This window comes from Clostridiales bacterium (assembly GCA_014799665.1).
In the GTDB taxonomy this organism is placed as follows: domain Bacteria; phylum Bacillota; class Clostridia; order Christensenellales; family Pumilibacteraceae; genus Anaerocaecibacter.
On sequence record JAAVHP010000007.1, the window covers coordinates 156,176 to 180,265 of the forward strand.

Genomic DNA, 24,090 nt, shown 5'->3' on the forward strand with positions numbered 1-24,090 from the left:
CGAAGCAATGCGCGCCAGTCCCATCTTCGGCTCCAAGCCCCCTTTTTAGGGGGCTTTTGTCGGTAAAAATTTATTTGAGTACAGGAGAATGGTTTATGAACAAAGATCTCGGCAGTCTTAAAATATATTTACTCGACAGAGATATAGAAATGTGCTCGGCATGGCGCAAGCATTTTTTCGGCATTAAAAACGTAGAAGTAGTGTGCATGGACTTTTTGGCGTTCATGAAAACGTACAAGGTCGATTGCGTGGTTTCGCCGGCGAACGGTTATGCGCTTATGGACGGGGGATACGATCAAGCGATATCTGATTATTTCGGCTGGGATCTCCAAGCCCTCGTTCAGAAATATTTAATCGAAAACCTCTACGGCGAGCAGCCCGTCGGGTCGAGCATTATACTCGATACCAATATCGAAGGCATCAAGCTCATTCACACGCCGACTATGCGCTATCCCGAAAAGATACTCGATCCCGCAGTGATCTATCACTGTATGCGCACCTGTCTTATTACGGCCTTGCAGAACGGCGTAAACACGATGGTCGTTCCCGCGTTCGGCGCGGCGACGGGCGAGGTCGACCTCGAAACTGTGTCCGATATGATGTGGTGGGCGTATGAGCAGATAGGCAATCCGCCGCAAAAGCTCGATTGGGAATACGCGCGCACTAATAGATTTTGGGTCAAGAAAAACCGCGGGTAATTCGATTGACAATTTACGACGAAAATATGTATAATTAGAGTATGAATACTCCTAAACAAATCGCCGAGAACTATAACGGCATAGCGCAAACGAAAACTACGCTGAATTGGTATAAGCTACTCATACTCGGCGTGCTCGCGGGCGCGTTTATCGCATTGGGCGGTGTGGTCGCAACGATTGCGGGCAGCGGGTTCGAGGGTGTGCAGGCGAACTTGATCAAGGGCGCGGTTTTTCCGCTCGGGCTTATGCTCGTAGTAATCTGCGGCGCAGAGCTGTTTACAGGCAATTGCTTACTTGTCGCTCCGCTCATGAGCAAGAAAATTAAGCCGCTCGGTATGCTCAAAAACTGGGGTTTGGCGTACGTCGGTAACTTTATCGGCGCGGTGCTTATCGCTGTTCTTGTAGTATACGGGCACGTTTACAGCGAGCCTGCCGCAACGGCAAGCGTTATAACCGCCGCCGCCAAGTGCAACGCCAACTTCGGCTATGCGCTGTTAAAAGGCATTCTTTGCAACATACTCGTATGCCTTGCCGTATGGGCGGCTATGGCGAGCAAGAGCGCGGGCGGCAAGATCATAGCTTTATATCTCCCCATATTCGCGTTTGTTGCTTGCGGCTTCGAGCACAGCATAGCTAATATGTTTTACATAACTTCGGGGCTTATGGCTTCCGCCGAGTACGGTATAGCCGCGGCGGGGCTTAGCTTCGGCAACGGATTGGTTTTCAGCTTACTCGCTTCTACACTGGGTAATATAATCGGCGGCGCGCTTATCGCGGTCGCGTATTGGGCGGTATACTTCCGTCCCGAAAAGGTCAAGGTCGAAGAAACCGACCCCGACCCCGAACAAAAAAATTAGGTGAATCAATGATAAAGATTTTGGTTGACAGCGCGTCGGATATAGACGCGCGCGACGCGGCGGCTCTCGGCATAGATTTTATACCTATGTTTATTCGTTTCGGCGACACCGAGTACGCCGACGGCGTGAACCTTTCCCATGAGGAGTTTTTCGAAAAGCTTATCGAAAGCGACGAAATGCCGCAAACGAGCCAAATAAACGAATACCGCTTCGAAGAAAAATTCGCCGAGCTTACAGCGGACGGAAGCGACGTGATCGCTATTACACTGTCGTCCAAGTTGTCCGGCACGTATAATAACGCCTGCGCCGCGGCGAGTAAGTTTAACGGCAAGGTGCGAGTTGTAGACAGCCTTAACGCGAGCGCGGGCGAGCGTATGCTGTTCGAGTACGCTCTAAGGCTTATCAAGGACGGCGAAACGAACGTGAATAAGCTTGCGGATATTCTCGACGAGAAAAAGCATAAGATCTGCTTTCTCGCACTTTTGGGTACGCTCGAATACCTTAAAAAGGGTGGGCGCATATCCGCCGCAGTCGCATTCGCGGGCGAAGTGTTCTCGATAAAGCCCGTTATATCGATCACTGACGGCGAGGTAAAGCTCGTCGGTAAAGCAATGGGCTCCAAGCGCGGAAGCAATCTTTTGACCCAGTTTATCGATAAATACGGCGTCGACTTCGATATGCCGTACGTGCTTGTATATTCGGGTACGGACGTTGCGCTATTGGATAAGTACGTAAACGACAGCGCGCATTTGTGGAAGGATAAAACAGATAAGCTCCATAAGTACATGATAGGCAGTACTATCGGCACCCACGTAGGACCGAACGCGATCGGCGTTGCGTTCTTTGCTAAATAATCGCGTTGAGAAATAATGAATAAAGCCGAAAAGAAATTTCATAACAAAATAGTAAAATTATTGCCGTCGAAAGATTTGCAGGCGGCTGTTGCCGAACAAGATTTCGAGTTCGGGTATTTGGATTTGCTCAGGTTTATCGAGGACTATGCGTCAACGTTCGATAAAAAAATCGAGCTGTTCGGTGAAGCGGCGGAAGTGTTTGCTGATAAACAGGAAGCAAAACACGCGCTTACGCTGATAGAACATAATAAAAATATTTACGCGGAGTTCATGGTCCCGAGCGCCGACGCGGTGTACGAAGTCGATATTAAATGCGATCCGTGGGATAAAGAGGACACTTTTATCGCCAAGACATTTGACGATTGCTTGACGATAATCAAGGCGTTTATAAAGCATTATGCGGACGTAGGGGCACACGATCACGAGCTTTCCCGATATATAATTACGAAAAAGACGGCGATCCCGCCGAGTAAACCGAGCGATATAGGCAAGAAGATAGGCTATCTCGGTCAATGCATTTTGGGTAAGGGCTTAAAGGTAAAGTCCGTCGATATTTCGAGCGTTGATTACTGCGAATATGCTTGCAAGAAAAAAGTCTGCTTCGGTTGCAAGCGTCCGTGTATATGTATGTACAGTCCCGAATATCCTAAGTTTATCGAAAAATACGATTTGGTCGCTTGGCATACGGGCGATTATAGTTTGATTGACGAAAATAAATGGAACAGCCCAGATGGGTATTCGGACTTGGCGTACGGCGTATATGCGCTCGATATGGACGAGTGCAACGAAGATAGCTACGTGGTAATGCTCGATAACAAATACGTCCGCGAACGTAAGGCGGGTGAGGGCGATCCCGAAAACGGCTATCCCGTTTATTACGCGCACGAGCACCCTTCGCTTGCAAAAGTTTTCAAGCCCAAGCTTGACGATATACCGCAAAATGTAAAGGACGATTACCTTTATCTCGTCGGTGCTCTCAAAGAAATAGATTTGAAAATCACCATGTCTAAAATAACGGATGAAGATTAGAAATCAAAAAAGAACGCCGTTAATGTGTATTTAATAGGGAAACAGCAAGGATTATCAAGTCCTTGCTGTTTATATTTAGTAAATAATCACCGTATTTCAAAACTCTTTTTGCGAGATTTTTTATTTGCGGTCGGGTAAATTTTTGCGAAATCGGTTCAATTTTTTGTGTGCAAATGGGTATCACCCTTGACAGGAGTATTCATTTTTGATATGATAAGGTTAAGCTACCTACTTCCATTTAAGGAGAGGAATGATGAAAAAAACTAAAAAGATTGCATTCAGATTGATTTTGGTGTTTGTTTGTATGATTACGGCATGCTTGACTGCTTGCGCTTCGGGCAACCATACGGACGATTCAAACGGCACGGAAAGCGCATATAAGATTTGGCTGGATAACGGACATACAGGCAGTGAGGCGGAGTTTCTTGCATGGCTTTCCGACGACGGCGTCAGCGGCGGTATTACGATTGGGTCCGTCGAAATCAACGAGGATGGCGAATTCGTCGTGAAAGATTCAAATGGAAATGTTCTCTTCAAAAAGAGTATGCCGTTATGCGAGCATACCTATTCCGGAGTTGAAACCGGATTAGAAGCGACCTGCACTTCTGCGGGGTATCGTTGGAAGGAATGTACCAAGTGTGGCGACAAGGAATACGAAATTTTATCCGCAACGGAGCACGAATGGGACAAAGGCACGGTTATAACCCGAGCCGACTGCGTGCATGACGGATTTGCGTATTATACTTGCACCAAGTGCGGCGCAACGCAAATGTACACGGACGATGCGACGGGCGAACATCGCTTTGAAAATGGCGTTTGCATCGGTTGCAAAATCACATATGCGAAGATGCTCGACAAAACTTACAATAATAATTACGGATACGAGTATTTCACTTCTCTGGAAAAGGGCGCAGGGTTGTGTGGATTGTACGATGAAATCGATAAACAGGTAATGCGTTTCCATAGCGAAACTACGGCAAACGCAGAACTCTCGGACGAGGATTACTTGCTACCCGCAATTAATTATGCGTCGTATGGTTTGACGGTGGAAGAAGCCGTCTCCGTGTGGAAGACATATCTCGACGATAAGCCGCTGTATTACTGGCTCTCCAAATCGCTCACGATTCTCGACAAATCAATCGCGCTGAACGTGGAGACGGACTACGCCGTCGGTTCGGTGCGCACCGCCTACAACGACGCGCTGTACGAAATTATCGGGGAATATCTCACGATTGCGGAGGAGGAGAGCGCCTATACCGTCGCGCTTGCCTATCACGATGCGATCATCGGCAAAATCGATTATGCTTACCGGGAAGACGGAATACAACCCGAAGATGCGGCTTGGGCACACAGTATTGCGGGTGTGTTCGAGGAACGCGGCGCAGTGTGCGAAGGCTATGCGCGCGCCTTCCAGCTTCTCTTAAACGCACGGGGCATTCAAAATGTTTTCGTCACGGGCGAGAGTCGTAAGGAGAAACACGCTTGGAATTTGGTGAAGCTCGACGACGGCGAGTGGTATTGGTACGATTTAACGTGGGACGATACGCCGGACGTTTACTGGGGAACCTCCCATACTTATTGCTGTGCGCCGGACGGGGATTTTTTGAAAACGCACACCGTCGGCAGTTCGGCGGATTGGGGCGTTTCCTTTCTCTACGATTTGCCCGCGCGGGCTGCGGCGGAGTACGATGGCGACGAGATTCTGTATTACGACGGGTTTACTCTTGATGGTACAGACTATGTGGTCGTAGGGTACGATACAGTCAACCTTTCCCGCATTACGACGGGCGGCAAGTACAGTATTCCCGAAACGGTAGCCTACGGCGGGCGGGAGTTCACCGTCGTCAGTCTCATTAACTTCGAGAATGGCGAACCGAGCATCCAGAGTGTGCTCTCGCCTGATATTAAATTCGTCTCCGTGTTCGTTCCAAAGACTGTGGTTTATATCAACGAAAATGCGTTGAACGGGTCGGGGAAATGCGATCTCGAAGCAATTTTCGTCGACGAGAAAAACCCGCGCTTCTGTTCGCAAGACGGCGTGCTGTTTTCAACGGATTTGTACACCCTCATTACTTATCCTTCGGGAAGAGCGGGAACGGAGTATTCCATTCCGGATGAAACGGTCTATCTCGCAAAAAATGCATTCGAAAATTCGCGTTGGTCGATCGATCTTCAAACGCTACGCCTTGGTAAAAACTTGCGCAACGTAGGGGTTACCAACTTTGGGGACGGCTATCCATATCCGGATAAGACGCATAGGGCGTACAATTTTATTATCGGTGAGTGGAACTATATTCTTCGCATGATGTCCGGAACACCGAAAATTATTGTCGGCGAGAACCCATATTTTAAGGTTGATGGAGGTTTGCTTTTAAACAGCGGGGAGACTGTGGTCTTTGCGGCGTTCTTCGATATTGAGAAAGCGGAAATCCCCGAAACGGTGACGGAAATTCATCCCGATGCATTCTATGGCTGTAAATTGCTGAAAAGCATAAAAATTCCTTCGGGCGTTACATACCTGTCGTCGATATTCGGCGATTGCGAAAATCTTGAAGAAGTGATTCTTCCCGAAGGCTTGCGGAAGATCGACGGGTTTATGTTCTGGGGCTGTAAGTCGTTGAAGACGCTTGTCATTCCGGAAACTGTAACCGAGATTGGAGGAAGGACTTTCTACGGTTGCAGTTCGCTTGAAAGCATCACGATTCCGAAGAACGTGACGAGTATCGGAGATGGAGTATTCGAGAACTGCTCCTCCCTTAAAGAGATTATTATTGCCGAAGGTAATACGACGTTTGTTATGAAGGGACGCTGTCTTGTCAACGTGGAAACCAAAACGCTCGTGCAGGCGTTCAACGACAGTGTGATCCCCGACGACGGAAGTGTCGAAGTGATCGGGCAATATGCGTTCCACGGATGTGACAAAATTACGGAAATCGTCATTCCCGAAGGCGTTGTATCTATCAAAGCGTACACTTTCTCGGATTGCAAAGCGCTCGAAACGCTCGTTCTTCCCGTAAGCCTTGCGCAAATCGGGAAAAGTATTTTCATCACCGTGACCCAAGCACAAATTTTTTACTGCGGCACGCGTTCACAGTGGGAAGAAATCGAGAAAGAGGGAACGAGTAACGAACAGCCGGATAGTCGTAATACCGTTTATTTCTATTCGGAGACGCGACCGACCGCACAGGGCAATTTCTGGCACTATGTAAACGGTACGCCCACCAAGTGGTAATTTAGTGCAAAGGTGATTGCACTTCGTTCCACTTTCGCGGTTTGCTTCGCAAACAAAAAAGAACGCAGTTTAGCGTTCTTTTAGTTGGAGCGGAAGACGAGATTCGAACCCGCGACCCTCACCTTGGCAAGGTGATGCTCTACCCCTGAGCCACTTCCGCATAGTTTATTAGGTTTTGCTCACAACCGAGCATAGTAAATATATCACTTATTTTATATAATGTCAAGCATTTTTCATTAAAAAATTTGGAATTGACTTAAAAATGTTTGACATTATTTTTTCTTTGCTGTATAATCGTTACTGTAAACATAAGGAGGTAATATCATGGCTGTACCTAAACATAAAACGTCCAAGCAGCGCACGCATTCGCGCGGCTCGCAGTGGAAGTTGTCGGCACCCACGCTGGTTGAGTGCAAGAATTGCCATCAGCTTGTTCAGCTTCACCGCGTATGTCCCAGCTGCGGTAGCTACGACAACGAAATCAAAATCGAAAAAAATCAAGGTAACGACTAATAAAATCTACCCCGCAATAGGTAATATTACGGGGTAAATTTTTTATATTTGAAATCGTATGCATTGCGGGATACGGGCTACGTTTGGTTCGGCGGCTCGGTCATGTAGGTGGGTCTACACTCCCGTCGCCGCCTCGCCAACTGTTGCCCGTCTGCCACACGCCTACGATTTCAAAAAGTAGGAGATTTATTCTTTATGAAAATAATTGTTGATATAGGCGCGTGCGATCATCCCGCCAAAATGGTGAACGGTGCGGTAGACGCGGCTAACGAATACAAGAACTACACGATAGTGGTCGTCGGCGACGAGGAGTTCATTAAGTCTAGCATTAGCGGCGAAAAGCCGTCCAACCTGCTCATAGAACACGCGCCCGACGTTATCGAGAACAACGACACTCCGACCAAGGCTATACGCCAAAAGCCCAATTCGTCGCTCGTTCGCGCTATCGATATTCTTAACAACGATCCCGAGTCCGTCGGACTTGTCAGCGGCGGCAGTACGGGCGCGGTCCTTACGGGCGCGACACTGCTCGTCGGGCGTATCAAGGGCGTGCACAGACCCGTTCTCGCTTCGCTTATTCCGTCGTCGATCGACGGCAAGCTCGTTTGCGTTGCCGACTGCGGCGCGAACGTGGACAGCAAGCCCGAGTTTTTATTGCAGTTTGCCAAGATGGCGGATATTTACGTGCGCGCGCTGTTCGGTACGGAAAAGCCGGTCGTAGGCTTATTATCGGTCGGCACCGAGGATCACAAGGGCGACGAGCGCAGCAAGGCGACGCACGCGCTTCTTAAAGAAACGGATCTCAATTTCGTGGGGAACATGGAAGCCCGCGACGCGCTTACCGGCAACTACGACGTTATCGTCACTGACGGGTTTGCGGGTAACGTGCTTATCAAGTCTATCGAGGGTACGGCGAAAATGGTTATGAGCGAGCTCAAAAAAGCCATGTATTCGTCGGTCAAGAGCAAGATCGGCGCGCTTCTTCTCAAAAAATCGTTGTATGCAATGAAAGACAAAATGAACTACCACGCATACGGCGGCGCGGCGTTTCTTGGCGTGAAAAAGCCCGTTATCAAAACGCACGGTTCGTCCAACGAGGTATCGACCAAGGCTTCTATACGCAACATAATAAGGATGCACGAGCATCATATCATAGACGACATTACGGCGGGGGTTGCCGCGGAACAAGCCCAGCAAACCGGCGGCGAACAGCAATAACGTGGATAACAATACTATTCAAGCAATACAAGCACGCATCGGCTATCAATTCAAAAACGTAAAGCTTCTCGAAGCGGCGTTTACGCATTCGTCATACGTGAACGAGCACGACGCCGTCGGCAACGAGCGTATAGAGTTTTTGGGCGATTGCGTGCTTAATTTTTTGGTTGGCGAGCGACTGTTCAAGGACGATCCGACCGCGCAGGAAGGCACGCTTACCAAACGTCGCGCAGAGCTCGTTTCGCGTGTGCCGCTTGCGCGCATAGTGGACAGGCTGGGTGTGATCGAATATTTGCAGGTGGGTGCGGGCGTCGATAAGAACGCATTTTTGGTAAAGGCTCGCTCCGATCTGTTTGAAGCGTTGATCGGCGCGGTGTATCTCGACGGCGGCACGAATGGACTTGACGAGTGCAGAAAACTCTTAGACGCCGTTTACTTTCCGTTTGTCGAGCCCGAACACGACTATAAAAGCGAGTTGCAGGCGATAGCGAATAGGCTTGGCTGTAAGGTCGAATATAAAGAGCTTCCCGCAGGCGAAAGCGCGCACGCCGAGGTCAGTGTGGGTGATCGCGCGTTTATCGGCAGCGGGCATAACAATAAGGAAGCGAAGGCGGACGCCGCGCGCGTTGCCGTTATTGCGCTTAAAGGTTAGGGCAACGGTTTTGCTTTTATAAAGACGAGTACTTTGTCGAAAATGCTTGACAAAACGTTCGACTATGCCATAAAATATCGGTATACAAGGAGTTTGAAATGTCCAGAAAAAGCGATCTGAAAAAACAAATTGCCGAGAGCGAGGCGGAAATCGAGGAGCTTGAAAAAAAGCGCATGCGTTCGCAGTCTGCGATCATGGAGAGTTTTCTCAATAAGACCGAGCCGAACGAGCGCGACGCGGAATATTTCCGTATTTATACGCAGCTTATCGAGGTCGAAAGAAATAATCTGCGTATGCTTAACGACGAATTAAACAAGCTGTAATTTTTTTTAGTTTTTTATTAATTTATTGTACTTGGCATTTTAAAATATTTGACAAAAAAATACCTATCGAATATAATATTCTTGTGGGGGATTATTTGTGATTTATCATAAATAATCTTTTTTGTATGTAATTTTTTCATTGCGGTGCGTGGAGATACGTATATGAATACCAAGAAAATCTCGGTTCGTTTTAAATCTTTTGCGGAGATAGGCGCGATTTTGGCGGCGTTGTTCGTTTTGGCGGGCGTTTGTTTTTGGCATGCCGAACGTGCTCGCGCCGATTCCAATCCTTCGTATACGAGTATACGCGTAACCGTTGTTTCGGGCGCGAGCTTTACGACCGATCTCACGGCACAGCAGCTTAACAGCGATACATATTTTACGGTAGAAGGCACAACGGACGGCTCGACCTACGAATCCGTCGATCGTTCGCTTTTGTCAGTCGCTATTGACGGCGGACATCTTGTTCCCAATCAGGGCAATAACGTAACGTTCACATATACTCCTACGGGCGTAAGCGCCACCGCAAGCGTCGACGGTTCGGCCATAACCAAGGTCGCTATTAATTCGGCGACCGTTGCAGTCAATTCTTCGTACACGCTCTATGACGGAAGATATTGGCGCACGCCCGAAAACTATGCGGCATTCGTCAAGGGCATGACCGTCGCGGAACTAATGAACGGGCTTGTTGTAGAAGTTACTTATCCAAACTCTACATATACGCTCGTATTGAGTTCTACGGGCAACGGCAATACATTTATCGCCGAGACGGGCGAGAGCGTGACTGTCACCGCAGGCGGTATCGGCGGAGATTCGACCACCGTGTCGGTCGATATTACCGATGTAACCGGCGCGACGACGACCGCTACGCTCGCGGATACTATTCATTTCGAAGAGAAAAAGACGGTTGGACTCGTCGTAAAGAATTTAGACGAGTATTTATCGTACTTCGACGAGTTCACTTCCTCGACCGTAATTTATGAGACCGATATCGAGGGTGCGGTGTTCCCCGTAAGCAACGACGGGCATGAGGGCGGTTATTTGTCGTCCGGAGAGTTCAGCATAGATGGAAACCTTGCGCCTAACGGAGAACAAATTTTGGCGGGCTTCGACGCGCTCGCTAAAGGTGAGGAATACTATTACACCGCGACGATTTACGTGGTGCTTTATTCAGACAGCTCGGTGCGCGCGAAAATCGAAATCGAAAATGTTAAATTCGAAGAGCCCGCAATCGGTAGTATCGGCGGATCGTTTGCGCGGCAAACGGCTTTCGGTGAGTTCGATTATTCGGGACTGACTATTGCGTTCAATTACAGCACCGGCGATACGGCTTCTATTCCGCTCGACAGCATTTCGGATTTGTGTTCGGTCACGTATTACGGCACGGACGGAAATGTGATAGACCATTTGTCGGTCAAAGTCAATAAGATTTCGCTGACCGTTCAAATCGGCGGAGATTCGCGCAAAAAAGAGCAAAATAACCTAATTAGGAATGGTAGAAATACGCTTATTTCGGCGACCGACGTCAATCTTCCCGCATTTGACAGGTCGATTTTGGTATTCGATCCTAACGGAACGTATCGTTCTATCGAGTTTGTTGACGATACGGTAAAGGACGGAGCGACTGTAACCGTCGCGCGCAAATCGGAAGGTGGCGTAACTACGGAAATTGCGGGCGCGTACGAAAAAGCCAACGATAGGATAAAATTCCCGCTAAGCGGCGAATATACCGTTACGGTCAAATTGGAAACCAACGGCGATTATCAGTGGGTGTCCGACCCGTTGCGTACGGATAACTACACGCTTGTCTATACCGTTCAAGTCAATAAGGCGACCGTAAGTCTTTCGCTTACTTATGCGAGCGGTGCGGATAGAGTATACGGCACGACAATAGAACCGACGCATACAGTTACTGCGGTCAATACGGGTACGAGCGCAAGCGTCGACGTGTTCGATACAGTGCAAAGCGGCGACAACGCGCAAAACCCTGTCTATAAGTTCTATTATTACGAAACTACGAGCTCGGCGGATAATGCTCAGGCTACACCCTTCCGCGATGTGGACAGCTATTACGTTTTTGTAAAGACGGAGGCGACCGAATATTACAACGCCGCGCAGTCCGCGCCCGTGCTCTATAATATAACAAAAAAGACGATATCGACTGCCAGTCTCGGTTCTCCGCATTTCGATAAGGACGTGACCTACAATGCGGCGAGCTTCATCAATGCGAGCGAGTTTGTTTCCGCTTACGGCGACAGTGCGGCGACCGTGCTCAAAACGCCCGTTATTAAATCCGTGACGGGTATCGACGCGGGCGTTCCCGCCGCCGAAAAGAATACGCTATTCCACGCCGGTACGTACACGGTCGAAATAGAAATAGACTCGGCGCACTTCAAAAATTATGAGTGGCAGGGCACTGCGGGCGCCAAAAAGGAAGTCACGTTCGTCATTCAAAAGCGCGCCGTAAGTATAGGCGTTTCGACGGCGACAAATTTGGTTTACGGAAGTTCGACCAACGATCCTGCGCTGGTTTCGACGGTGAGTCCCGCGGGCTACGTTGATTTCGGCACGGCGTACTATTATTCGAATTACAGCGGAAGCGGCGTGCCGACGAGCGGACTTCTTAGCGGCCCCGATTTTACTACGCTCGACGCAGGCAAATATGCCGTATATTTTAAAGACTACGCCGCTAACAATACCAATAAGGTTTATGCGAGCGATATAACGATAAGCGGAAACGCATATTCGGCGTTCGATATCGCGCGAAAAAAGATAACCAAAATAGGCTTCGGCGGCGATCAAACCTTTACTTATAACGGCTCCGCGCATAAATTCACGCTGGCCGATTGGAATGCGGCATATGCGGCTATTCTCGACGTGATGGTGATCGGCAAGCTCGTAGACGGTACGACTGCGGTAGGTTGTTCGTTCGATTACGCGACGGGAGAGGTTTCTGTTCGAGATGCGGGCACTTACACAGTAACCGTTGCGTTTAAGTCGTCGATCGATAATCACGAATGGGACGGCGCAGCTTCGGGACAGGAGCGCGCAAGTCTCGACTCGGCCGCCGACGGCAAGGTTTACGAGGTGCAACAAGCGGTCGTAACGATCGATTTCAATATCCCTACGGGCGGCTATCCGTTCGACGAGACAAAGGGGCAAGCGCCTGCTCCTACGGTTAGCGTGAGCGAGAGCGGCGTTACACTGACAGTCACTGTGGAATACTTCGCGGACGCGAGCCAAACGGCAATCGACGCGAGCAAAATCAAGGACGGCAAGCCGTTTGCCGCGGGTACGTATTACGTATTTGTAAAAGACCTCGCGTGCGTCGCCAACGCGGACGGCGCAGGTTACTCGCTTGCAGTAAACTACAGGCTGCCGGGCAGTGTAAGCGCTCAGTTTACAATACTTTCCGCCGCGCTTAAAGAGCTTAAATTCGATAACGGTACGCTTGCGCACAGCGTCGAGTATGCGGGCAGGGCGTTCGCTTTTAGCGAGTTTATTGCGAATTGGCTCGCCGTCGACGGGCAAAACGTCGATCAGCTCGACGTGACCGTAGCTTCGGTGAATAACGGAAGCGTCATGCGCAACGTCGATACGTATACTATTTCCGTAAAGCCTGCAACCAACTATAAATGGGAGGTCGGCGCGGAAGACGCTATCGTAACTCTCACGCTTACCGTTACCAAAGCGGATATCGGTATATCGTGGGATTCGGCGTATGACTTAACTTATACCGGCGCTAAAAAGACCGTTTCGCCGACAATTGTCGTCAAGTCGGGTTCGGGCGATACCGTTTCGGCTACAATAAAATATAAGTCGAGAAGCACGAGCGACGCCGTACCTACGGGCGGCGACGTCGATCCTATAAATGCGGGCAGATATTATGCTTACGTAGCGGTGCTTACGGGCGAAGCCGTCCCCAATTATAATATCCCGACGAGCGGATATTATAAAGATTTCGTCATTAAGAAAGCTGTTATCGGCACGATTTCCGTAGGTAACGTGTCCGTCGCAAGTCCTACGTACGGCGACGGTGGAAAGGTTACGTTTACCTCGTCGACTGTGGGCTGGGCGAATCTCGTCACGGCGGACGTGTCGCGTGCTCTCGACAGCGCGTGGCTGAACGGCGCGACGCCTACGGTGCAAAATAACGTTTCCGGCTATTCGAACGGCGTATTTGCGTACGGCGACGCAGGCATATATTCGATAGTGTTCACAGTCGCCGACAGCGCGAATTATTGCTTAGCCGCGACAGAACAGCGGGAGTTTGAAAAAACGGGCAGTTATACGTTGTCAATAAACGGCTTTGTCACCGTCGCGCGCAAAGAGCTGATCGCGCCCGCGCTCGGCAATCAACGCGCTATGCAGTATAACGGCGTTACCGCGTTTGCTTTCGATCTCACTGCGTATGGCGTATCAGTGAACGTACTCTACGGCAAGGGTAACGATCCGTATAGCGATGAGTCGGCTACCGTTTCGCACGGTACAGGCACAGTCGATCTTTCGCAACGCGGAAAGTATTTCGTTTCTTTCGCAATCGGCTCTAATCCGTACAATTACGTATGGAAGATTAATAGCTCCGATAACTACGGCAGCGGCTATGTGGACGGGCTTGGAAAGATCGTGTACGACGGGGAAAAGTCGGTAGTTTACTTGCACTATGCCATTATAAATCGGAGTCTCGATATTACGTTTGCTATAAATGCGGCGGGTGGGTATACCTTCGGCGATAACGGCGTTGGCGGCTCTGCCGAGCTTGATAACGTGATAGTTATGTCGGGCAGTAATATTTCCATTATCGATACCGAAAAGGAAAAGACGGGATTTAAGATAGTATACACCTTCTATAAGTTGGGCACGGCCTCTACTTCGTCGAGCGTCGGCACGGTCACGAGAACGTGGGACGGCTCGCAGTGGGCGTACGTGTCAAGCGGTGAGCTTGTCAATAACCTTGTGTGGGCTCAGGACAATTATACTGTGTCCGTCGAGCTGATATTCGGTAAATCTGACGGGGCCGCGGACGCCGATTATCAGGACCTCGGCTTTAAAGACCTTGCATTCACGGTCAAGCCGTTGGAGCTTCAAGTAACGTGGTCGGTAGCGGACGGCGACAGTGCCGTTACGGGCAGTGGCACTGAGTTTTCTTCCGTTTACGACGGTAATGCGCATACGCTCGTAGCGACGGTAGCTAATATGCCTAAGAAGTCCGATAGCGACAATACGACAGTCGGCGTTACCGTCGGGAATAGGGCGGCGGAGCAGATAAAGAACGCTAAGACTTATACAATAGAAGTAAAGAGCATAACGGACAACGACGACGGCAATTTCGTCATCCCTTCGGGCGGGCTTATCGCTACGCTTACCATATCGCCGCGCGCGGTGAAGATAAGCGGTGTGGCGGTGACAGCTCACGTTTACGGTGAAGAAATACTCGCCGAAGAAAGGGCTTGGGTATACACCGACGGCGACGATACGCCCGATACGGCGAAGTTCGTAAACGGCGACGAAAGCAAGATAACAGTTACGGTTAACGCAGATAAATCTTCTGCCGTGGGCGGCATGTATTCGGTCACTCCGAGCATAACGGACGGCAACTACACCGTTACAGTCACGCCTGCAAGCTTTACGGTAGTAGCGCGCAAGATAACCGTCACTCTAAATTCGACGGGAAAGAGCGTATACGGCGAGGTCGTCAATCTTTACAACGGTACGTATTCGGTTGAGCTTACGAGCGGACAGACAGGCGACGCGATAGTCAACGGAGACGCCGTGACTGAGGTTTTTGCGCTCGGGCTTGACGGCGTATCCGACCTGACTGACGTTACGCTTGCGGCTGGCGCTTACGATCTTACCGTATCCGCGTTCGGAAATAAAACGGGTAATTACGAAATTACGTTCGTCATTAACAATGCTACATACGAGATAGAAAAGGCGTATATTACGAGCCCTGTCGTGAACGTTTACGGCGGCATTGCGGGTGCGGAATATGATGCGAATGCTCATGCAGTGCTTATTGCGTCGAGTACGGCGGTCGTCGTTAACGGCACGACAGAAAACCCGCTAGAATGGTATATCGACATTGGTGACGGTAACGGATTTGTAAAATACGCCGCAGGTACGCACACCGTAAAGAACGCTGGTACGTACGACTTTAAATTCAAGATAACGGCGAAAAACCACTACGACCTTATTATCGGCGGTGAAACACCCACCGTGTATCAGGTTGTCGTGAACAAGGCGAAGCTCAACGTATCCGTCAATATAGCGATCACTTACAGCGAGCAAAATCCTGTGGGTAAGGATTACCGCATGACGCTCGCAGACTTGACGGCGGGAGACGGTATGTATACCGTGAGCGGCTTTAAGACGGGTGACAGTGTAAGCAACCTTTCGGGACTTGCGCTCGTTGCGGGACAAAAGCTGTATACGATTGCTGGCTACACTTCGTCGAGCGACGCGACCGAGGACGGATATCTTATCGAGTTCAACGAGGGCGCGGTAACTTCGGATAATTATTCGTTCATTAATGTCGACGGCAAGCTTACGGTAAAGCCGTTCGAATTTAACGTGGTGATTTCCGACAAATCGTCAGAGTACTATAAGGACGGCGATTATCACGCTGCTACGGCGATAGTTTCCGTTGTGTCAAAATCTTTGTACGACGGTGCTACGCTTTCCGTGCCGAACGGAGTCGATCTCGACGCGCTGTATACTTTAAGCTGTGAGGTCGTAAGCGACGGTGGCAAGGTGACGAAGCCCGTTAAAGACGGGGGCTATGCGATTACCGGCGCGCTCGAAGCCGTATATGCGACTAACTATAAGGCGAATTTCACCGACGGTGTTTACACTGTCACGCCCGCGGCATTCGCGTCGGTCACGGCGAACGGCTATAACGCGCAATACGATGAGACGATGCATGCGCTCGCTACCGTTAATGCGATCACAGTAGACGGCAGTTCGGCTACGTACGAGTATTATGTTTCGGCGGTCGTGCTCGGAGACGATGAGCTTAAAGAAGTATCCTTGTGGACGGTCGACGCTCCCAAGTCGATAGACGTATGGGCGAAAAAGTACGTTTATATTCGTATCAGCGAGGAAAATCACGCTACCGAGTACAGGGAAGTTGAGTCAGAGATAACAAAGGCTACGGCAAACAACCTTACAGTTAACTTTGCGTTCGATAACGGCTCGGTCAAAACGAATAGAGACGAAGTAACTACGGACGCGTGGACTTACGGCAAGTTCGACGGCAACACAGCTTCCGCATACTATAATCCCAATGGCTATGATCATACAAACGGACAGAGCGTAATTGAACCGTCTGCGGCGTTTAACCGTATTGAAATCGGCGATACGGCGTCTGAGCAGTATTTGACCGTTGCGGTGTTTAACGGATCGAGCAAGCTCGACGAAGTAACGCTTTCTTCGGGTAATACCGTCGGCGCGCTTATTAAGAGTCTGTTCGATTTGGGAGTGTTCGGCGCGGGCGATTATACCGTTACAGTACATATGGACGGCACAAATAATTATCCGGCGATCGATCAAACCTATTATTTTCGAGTAGGCAAAAAGGTGCTTACGATTACCGGCAACCACATAAACGTTGTTTACGGCGAGGACATAGCGGCGAGTGTGTATACCGATTCGGCTAAGGTGAGTCTTAATTATTCGGTCGGAGGCTACGTTGTAAACGGCGCGACAGCAGATACGTGGAGCAGCGCTGTAGTCGGTGGAACTTTGCCCGTGTTTATCACGACTTACGTTAAAGGCTACGAGAACGGCTCGGTTGGTTTGTATGATATAACGGCGAACAACACGAGCAGTATTTCTTCGAATAACTACGATCTTACATTTGTAAAGGGTGTGCTTTCAGTTACAGAACGTACCGTTACTATCAAGATCGACGATAAGGAAAACAGCTACAACCTGCGCGACGACGATCCGAGCGAACCTAAAAAGCTTTCGTTTACGGTGGTTGCCGTTAACGGCTCGTACTCGTTCTACGACGATAAGGACGAAGTAGTTAAGCTTAAAACGGACGCTCTTACCAATTCCAACGCGTCTATAAAGACTAATAACGTTCGCGTTGATGGCAACGGCAATGTAATACCTTATCCTATATATGCAACGTTCGGCACGTACGGCGAGGGCGGAACGAGCTTTGGCAATAACTATATAATAAAGTTCAGCGGCTGTTCGTACGACGCCGCTAAATACGGTGCTATCTCGGACGAAAACGCGATAACCCAAAATGGGGTAAACATAGCGGGCTCGTTTACCATAACTCCCGCTAAGCTGTCGATGAGCGTTACTTCTCCCGACTTTACGTATAACGGCGTAGCTAAGACCTGGCAAATCAGCGCGGTGGGAGACTCAAACGTTTCGTTCAATATAGTGTACAAAAACACTGACGAAGATCGCGTGCTCGCGGGCGCGCCGATAGACGTAGGCAACTACTCGATAACGTATTCGTCGAGCGATCCCAACTACACCGCAGGCGGCGAAATCACGCAGCCGTTCTCCGTCACTAAGGGCACGCTGACTATAACGGTAAGCAATGCCAGCGTTCAGTACGGCACGGAGCTGTTCGGCGACGGGCGCAAGATAGTAGAGAACGGCGAGACTTTGTTCGACGGCGTTACGGCGAGCTATGAATTCAGCGCGGACGGCGAGTTCACTACGGGCGACGACATCGCGCAAAAAATAATCGCGCGCGAAACCGATAAGGGTGCGCTCGACCTCACTAAGCTGTATTTTAAGTACGGCAATTACACCGTTCATTCCGCACCGTCCGAAAACGGCTATAAAATGTCGGTCAACTTCGACGGAACGGATAAGATCCCGTCGGCAAACTACAATATTGTTATGTCGGTAGATACTTCCAAAAACAACCTTACCGTAGTAAAACGTAACGTGACCGTCACAGTTCATGGCTATAATTTCGACGGCTCGTCGACTACGTACGAGGGCGCCAAGGGCGAGTATACAGGTCAGGATCACACTTTCGCGATCAACGCCAAGCTTGCGGACAGCGCGGTGTTTAACGGATATTTCTCCGCGCCGAACGGTTGGGCGGGGCAGTCGGGCGATGCTCTTAAATTACTCAATCTTACGCTCGAACTCGAAAATGCCGTAAATAACGAGTATGACGTCGGCTATTACGCTATGTCTGCTAAGTATTCAAACGTAAACTATAACGTTACGTTCAAATACAACGATGACGGCAACGGCGCATATTATCGTATAACGCAAAAGAAGCTTACAGTGTATGCGCAGGGCTTGCAGGACGGCGTTTACCGCAATCAGTTCGCATTTACGTACGGAAATACGGAAAACTTCATTATAGCGTTTACGGGCTTCGTCGCCGATGAAAATTTCGACTCGCTGTGCCACGGCGGCAAGGCGGGCGGCGATTATAAGTTCGATACCGATTACGTAGCGTGGGTAAGCGGAGTGGGTACGGACGCTTATTACGTACTTGTTTCGGGCACGACGGATGGCGACAGCGGCATAGCGCTGTGGTTCAAAAACTACGCTATCGAATATGCGTCGGTTAATTTCTCGGTAGTGCCGCGCGTTATCACCGCGTCGACGACTGACCGCGTATACACTGAGGATATCGTCGGCGGTGTTGTCGATTACCACGGCGGCTCGTACGGCGCAACGTTAAAAGCGATAATATCGTTCGGCAATATTCCCGCAGACAAGATTTCGACTTATGCTCCCGTATATACCGACGTATATAGCGGCGCGGGAACTACGCCCAATAAAGCGGGTAAGTATACCGTAAGCGTAACGCTTGCCGCTAACGGCAACTATAAGTTCGCGGACGGCTATACTTGGACTTACGGCGACTATAATATCACCAAAAAGTCTATAAGCGTGCTTTGGAACAGGTCGACCATAAACTTAGACGACGGCGAGACCGAGCGCACTATAACGGGCTATATCGCCGACATTATGGAGTTCGGCAATCGCGGCTTTACGCTTACCGCAAATGGACTGACAGAATCCGTCCCTACAAGCAAGTATACCGTAAGCAACAGCGGGCTCGTGCTTACCGTTACCGATAACGGTACCTATTCGGCGCATATCGCGCTCAATGCTGCGGCTAGCGCCAACTACTACCTGTCCAATACAAATACCGACGACGGTACGGTAATTCTCAACCTTATAGCAACAACCGATTACGTTAATCTCCAAGTTTCGATTATCGGCTGGGTGTACGGCAGCGCGGAAAACGATCCGCACGCTACGGTTGACGGCGAAGAAAAACAGGGTATAACGTTCTATTTCGCTACTTCGAGTATGGACTATGCGAGCCTTGACGGTAAGTTCAAGGACGGCAGCTTCGATAACGACGATTGGCTTATAGAGCTCGGGCTTGTCGGCGGGTTTGTTTCGCGTAACAATTGGCGCGCAAACGCGGGCACGCACGTCGTTTACGGCGAGTATGCGGCGACAGGTCAGCGCGCGTACTTCGTGTTCGAGATAGAACAGAAGGAAGTTACCGCGCCCGTCGTAACTTCGGACTCGACCAACGATACGTACACAGGCGGACAGCTCGTGCTCGAAGTCAAGCTCGACCGCGACGAAATATTCGTTACTGCCGACGGTTTGACTATACAGAACACGACGGACGGCATTTCGCTGTATGCGCTCGATGCCAAAACGTATGAGGTGGTATTTACTCTCGCGTCAAACAATTATAAGTGGAGTGCCGAATCGGGTGCGGTCGACGGCAAGGTCATCAAGCAATGGATCGTCGGTAAGGCGGACGGCGAGATAACCGATCTTTCCGTAAGCGATATAACGTATGGCGAAAGCGTTGCGCCTACGGCTTCGGCTAAGTTCGGTGCAAGCATCAGCTTTGTGTACAAGGCAAAAACCGCGGACGAGGTGAACAATAACGCTGCTTTGCCTGCCAGCGATACAGGCTGGTCGAGCGCCGCTACAACTTATAAAGAGTTTGGATATTGGGTAAAAGCAATATCGTCTGGCACGAATAACTATTCCTCGGCAAGCGCTTATGCGTCGTTCTTTATTGCCAAAAAGGAAGTGCGCGTTACGGCGTACGGCGGCTTTATTTACGGTGCGACCTTCTCGGCAACAGGCAATTATAACGGCTATGAGTTTAATGCGGCGGACTTCGTGCTCGGCAACGGCGCGTCGCGCATTAACGTGGACGGCTCGGCTATACGTTACGAGCTGGTCGACGCGCCGAGCAAGCTTCCTTACGGCACGTACGGCATAACGCTCAAAGCGGACGCAGACGGCTACGTTATCGGTATGACAGCCGAAAACTACGTGGTTAAAGCCGTTGTCGGCGAGTTCAGCGTTTCCAAGCGCCCGATCGCCGTTACGGTGGGCAATGCGAGTTCGTACTACTCGCTCACTCCTAATCTGTCGAACGTTAGCCTTACCGCCGATGCGCTCGCTTTTGACGACACCGTAGCAATGCTCGGTATATCTCTTTCGACTACGGCTAACTCCAATAGCGCCGTCGGCACGTATCTCATTAATATCGATAGCTACAACGCGGACAACTACGAAATATCGTTCACGCCCGGACTTCTCAGCGTGCAGGCGCTGCCTATATTCGTAAGCGTAACGCAGGGCGGCGGAGAATACGGCGGCACGATCACGGAGCCTAAGCTCGGTGCGCCGAGCTCGACCGTATCGGGCGTGGATATGCAACGCGTCTTTAACGAGCTTACTCTTACGTTCCGCTACGTCGGCACTTCCAACAGCGGAGTTTCGTGGGACAGCGAGGAAATGCCTACGCTCGCAGGCAACTACACGGCGCGCATAACCGGCGTCGGCAGTAATTTCCGCCTTGCAAACGAGCAGTCCGCGGTCGATTTCGTCATCGAGAAGAAGCTTATTTCGCAAAGTCTTATCACCGTACGCGACGCGGTATATGACGGCGCGAATCACACTCCTGTAATAATCGACGATACCTACGGCGACGAATACTATTACGTAGGCAGCGGAATTTATATCAATGCCGGCACGCATCAGGTAATTCTTACGCTCACAGACGAGTATAACACTACTTGGGATGGTATCAGCGTTAGCTCGTGCACCGTTCCGTTCGTTGTCACGAAAGCAAATAACGAGCTTATAACTGGCATACTCATGAACAATTGGACGTTCGGCGATTCGTCGTCCGTCCCTCAGGCGACAACATTGTACGGAGCGGAAACACAGTATATTTGGCGTTATTACGACGAGGCGGGCAAGCAGCTTAACGGCGTACCGTCGAATGCGGGGCGCTATTACGTGTCGCTGTACGTTCCCGAGGGCGATAACTATAACGCGCTCGCCGAAACGCGCCAAACGTTCACCATACTTAAACGCGTGCTTGACGCGCCGAAGCTCACTCTTTCGAGCGATGGCGAGAACAAGAACGATATATATACGGGCGGCGAACTCTATTCGGCGGTTGTCGGGTTTAATAATGTGCTTATGAGCATGAGCTATGCGGGAAGCTCTATTATAAGCGGTGATAGCATTACGCTCATTGCGGTCAATGCGGGCACGTATACGGTAATTTTCGGGCTTGCCGACAGCAATAACTACGCATGGGAAAATGTCGATGCCGATAGCGTCGAACTCGAATGGACGGTTGCGCGTAAGCGCATAGCTAAGCCGACAGCAGATGGGAATACGTTTATTGTCAGCGGCAAGCCTATCGAATATATCCCGAACGGTTTTGACGAAAACACAATGATCGTCAGCGGCAACGTTTACGGCTATGGCGGCGAGTTTACGGCTACGGTATCGCTTACCGATCCCGATAACTACGAGTGGGAGGACGGCACGCAGGACGATATCGAGCTTGGTTGGAAGATAGTCGGCGCGCACGTTGTGTTCAATACCGTAGTGGGCGTTCTCGGCGGCGCGGCGGCAGTGGCGGCAGGTTTCGCGGTTGCTCAGGTTATTATCCGCAAACGCAAAAAGCGGCTCGTCGAGCAGGCTATGAATGCTATGGACGCGGGGGTGTAAGATGAACGGTATGATCTTTTTCGCCGCAGGCATATTTTCATCGGCACAGATCGCGACGATAGTCGTTATATCGGTTGTGCTCGCGCTTCTCATTGCGCTGAATATCGTAGTATGGTACTTGTTCCGCAAGCGCTACGTGCGCAGGCTTTGCTCCAAGCGGTTAGAGGATAAGCGCGACGAGCTCAACAAACGGCTCGACGCGCTTAAAGCCGGTACGCTAGAAATATCTTCTACAAAAACTCCCGCTGCGGCGATCGAAGCGGAGGGGGACGAGGAAGACGATACCGAAGCGCAGACCGACGAGGACGAGGCGGACGACAACAGCGACGCCGATAACGATACCGAAACGGACTCTGCCGATCGAACCGATCTATCGAGCAGGGAGATTTTGACCGTCGCGTCGCTCAAAGACGAGGCGAGGGAAAAACTCGGGTTTGCGGGCAGTGAGTATTACAGAAAACGCTATTATGTGCGCTATTCGTACAGCTTCGAGGGCAAGCTGCGCACTGCGGACGACGAAGTCAAAAAACGCTATAAAGAGTTTATGGACGATATCGGGCTGTATAACGGCGTAAAGGTAGCCACAAGCTTCAAGCAACAGCGCATTTATAAGGGGCGCAAAACGCTCGCTATCGTTTTGTTCAGAGGGAACACGCTGTGCGTTGCGTTCGCGCTCGATCCCGCCGAATATGCCGATACAAAGTATCGCGGAATAGACAAGTCCGATAAAAAGCGGTTTGAGAAAACGCCCATGCTGTTTAAGCTGACTTCGGCTAGACGGCTCGAATACGCCAAGTATCTGGTCGTTCAGCTTGCCGATCGTTTTACGCTGCTTTTAAATATCAAACCTACGCGCGTCGAGTACGACCTCAAAGAATTAAAGCGCGACGATTTGTATTTAAAAGATATGTTGCGTATAGCGATACTCGGCGAAGCTCCCGACGCGGACGACGAAGAACTCGATTCGCTGCGCAGAGCGGCGCTCGAAGAAGCTGCGGCAACGAACGTCGATAGCGTAGACGACGAAGACGATCGCGACGATGAAGAATTCGATCCCGACGATGAGAGCGACGACGAAATGAACGTTACGGTCGGCGGCGAGAGCGCGCCGTCGGGCGAAACGCAGGTGCGGTTTAACAGAAGCTTTACGGCTAGGCTTATTCTTGCGGACGAGGAAGTAAAGGTTAGGTATTCCGATCTTAAAAACGAGCTTCTTTCGTATAAGGGGATGCGCAGCCGTATCAGCTGGAAAAAGGAAGCGTTTCGTATCGGCAGAAAAGGGGTCGCGGTGTTTGCGGTTCGCGGCAAATCGTTGTATATGTATCTCAATGCCGAGCCTAAGAATTTCGACGGCACTAAGTATAGGGTCGAGGACTTCTCGCAAAAAAGCCCGAAAACCAAAACTCGGTTGCTGTACCGTATAACAAGCGACCGCAGAGCCAAGTACGCTAAGGATATAATCGCGCAGGTCATGGCTGATTATAAAGTTCAAAAGATTGACAGACAGCCTATGAACTATATAATGCCTACGCAAACCATGGAAACGCTTGTCGATAGCGGACTTGTGCGCGTTTCCAAGGTTACGATATAGGGCGGTATATATAACGATACGAAGCTAATTGGGCGTAACGAACTATTTATCGCCTAAGTAAACACACAACACTAAAAGTTTTCTTGCCTACTTCTTTTTCCAAAAGAAGTAG

At 50.2% G+C, this 24,090-nt stretch carries 11 protein-coding genes and 1 tRNA gene; 11 read left to right on the forward strand and 1 reads right to left on the reverse strand.

Annotated elements, in window-relative coordinates; all coding sequences use genetic code 11:
• Positions 1-95 precede the first annotated feature (95 nt).
• The 5 genes from HDT28_03375 to HDT28_03395 all read left to right on the forward strand — a co-directional run bounded on the left by HDT28_03375 (position 96) and on the right by HDT28_03395 (position 6,670).
• Positions 96-698, forward strand: a complete 603-nt coding sequence (locus tag HDT28_03375) for a hypothetical protein (protein MBD5131618.1) — start codon at positions 96-98, stop codon at positions 696-698.
• 41 nt (positions 699-739) lie between these two features.
• Positions 740-1,555 (forward strand): formate/nitrite transporter family protein, encoded by an 816-nt coding sequence (locus HDT28_03380; protein ID MBD5131619.1) that lies wholly within the window; start codon positions 740-742, stop codon positions 1,553-1,555.
• Positions 1,556-1,563: 8 nt separating this feature from the next.
• Positions 1,564-2,409: a DegV family protein gene (locus HDT28_03385; protein MBD5131620.1), complete on the forward strand. Its 846-nt coding sequence runs from the start codon at positions 1,564-1,566 to the stop codon at positions 2,407-2,409.
• Positions 2,410-2,424: 15 nt separating this feature from the next.
• Positions 2,425-3,438: a hypothetical protein gene (locus HDT28_03390; protein MBD5131621.1), complete on the forward strand. Its 1,014-nt coding sequence runs from the start codon at positions 2,425-2,427 to the stop codon at positions 3,436-3,438.
• Between the two features lie 253 nt (positions 3,439-3,691).
• Positions 3,692-6,670: a leucine-rich repeat protein gene (locus HDT28_03395; GenBank protein ID MBD5131622.1), complete on the forward strand. Its 2,979-nt coding sequence runs from the start codon at positions 3,692-3,694 to the stop codon at positions 6,668-6,670.
• Positions 6,671-6,755: 85 nt separating this feature from the next.
• Here HDT28_03395 and HDT28_03400 read toward each other — a convergent pair.
• Positions 6,756-6,830 (reverse strand) — tRNA-Gly (locus HDT28_03400).
• Positions 6,831-6,994: 164 nt separating this feature from the next.
• Between HDT28_03400 and rpmF the strand changes: the two genes are divergently transcribed.
• From rpmF to HDT28_03430, 6 genes are all read left to right on the forward strand, one after another.
• Positions 6,995-7,183 carry a 50S ribosomal protein L32 gene (gene rpmF / locus HDT28_03405; GenBank protein ID MBD5131623.1) on the forward strand — a complete coding sequence of 63 codons (189 nt, stop codon included), beginning with the start codon at positions 6,995-6,997 and terminating at the stop codon, positions 7,181-7,183.
• A 195-nt stretch (positions 7,184-7,378) separates the two neighbouring features.
• Positions 7,379-8,401, forward strand: a complete 1,023-nt coding sequence (gene plsX, locus HDT28_03410) for a phosphate acyltransferase PlsX (protein MBD5131624.1) — start codon at positions 7,379-7,381, stop codon at positions 8,399-8,401.
• Position 8,402: 1 nt separating this feature from the next.
• Entirely contained in the window at positions 8,403-9,053 is a 651-nt protein-coding gene (locus tag HDT28_03415) for a hypothetical protein (protein MBD5131625.1), read from the forward strand.
• A gap of 98 nt (positions 9,054-9,151) precedes the next feature.
• The gene (locus tag HDT28_03420) at positions 9,152-9,376 is read left to right on the forward strand and encodes a hypothetical protein (protein MBD5131626.1); all 225 of its coding nucleotides are present in this window, start codon (positions 9,152-9,154) and stop codon (positions 9,374-9,376) included.
• A 162-nt stretch (positions 9,377-9,538) separates the two neighbouring features.
• On the forward strand, positions 9,539-22,387 hold the full coding sequence (locus HDT28_03425) for a hypothetical protein (GenBank protein ID MBD5131627.1): 12,849 nt from the start codon (positions 9,539-9,541) through the stop codon (positions 22,385-22,387).
• 1 nt (position 22,388) lies between these two features.
• The gene (locus tag HDT28_03430) at positions 22,389-23,978 is read left to right on the forward strand and encodes a hypothetical protein (protein ID MBD5131628.1); all 1,590 of its coding nucleotides are present in this window, start codon (positions 22,389-22,391) and stop codon (positions 23,976-23,978) included.
• The last annotated feature ends 112 nt before the right edge of the window (positions 23,979-24,090 follow it).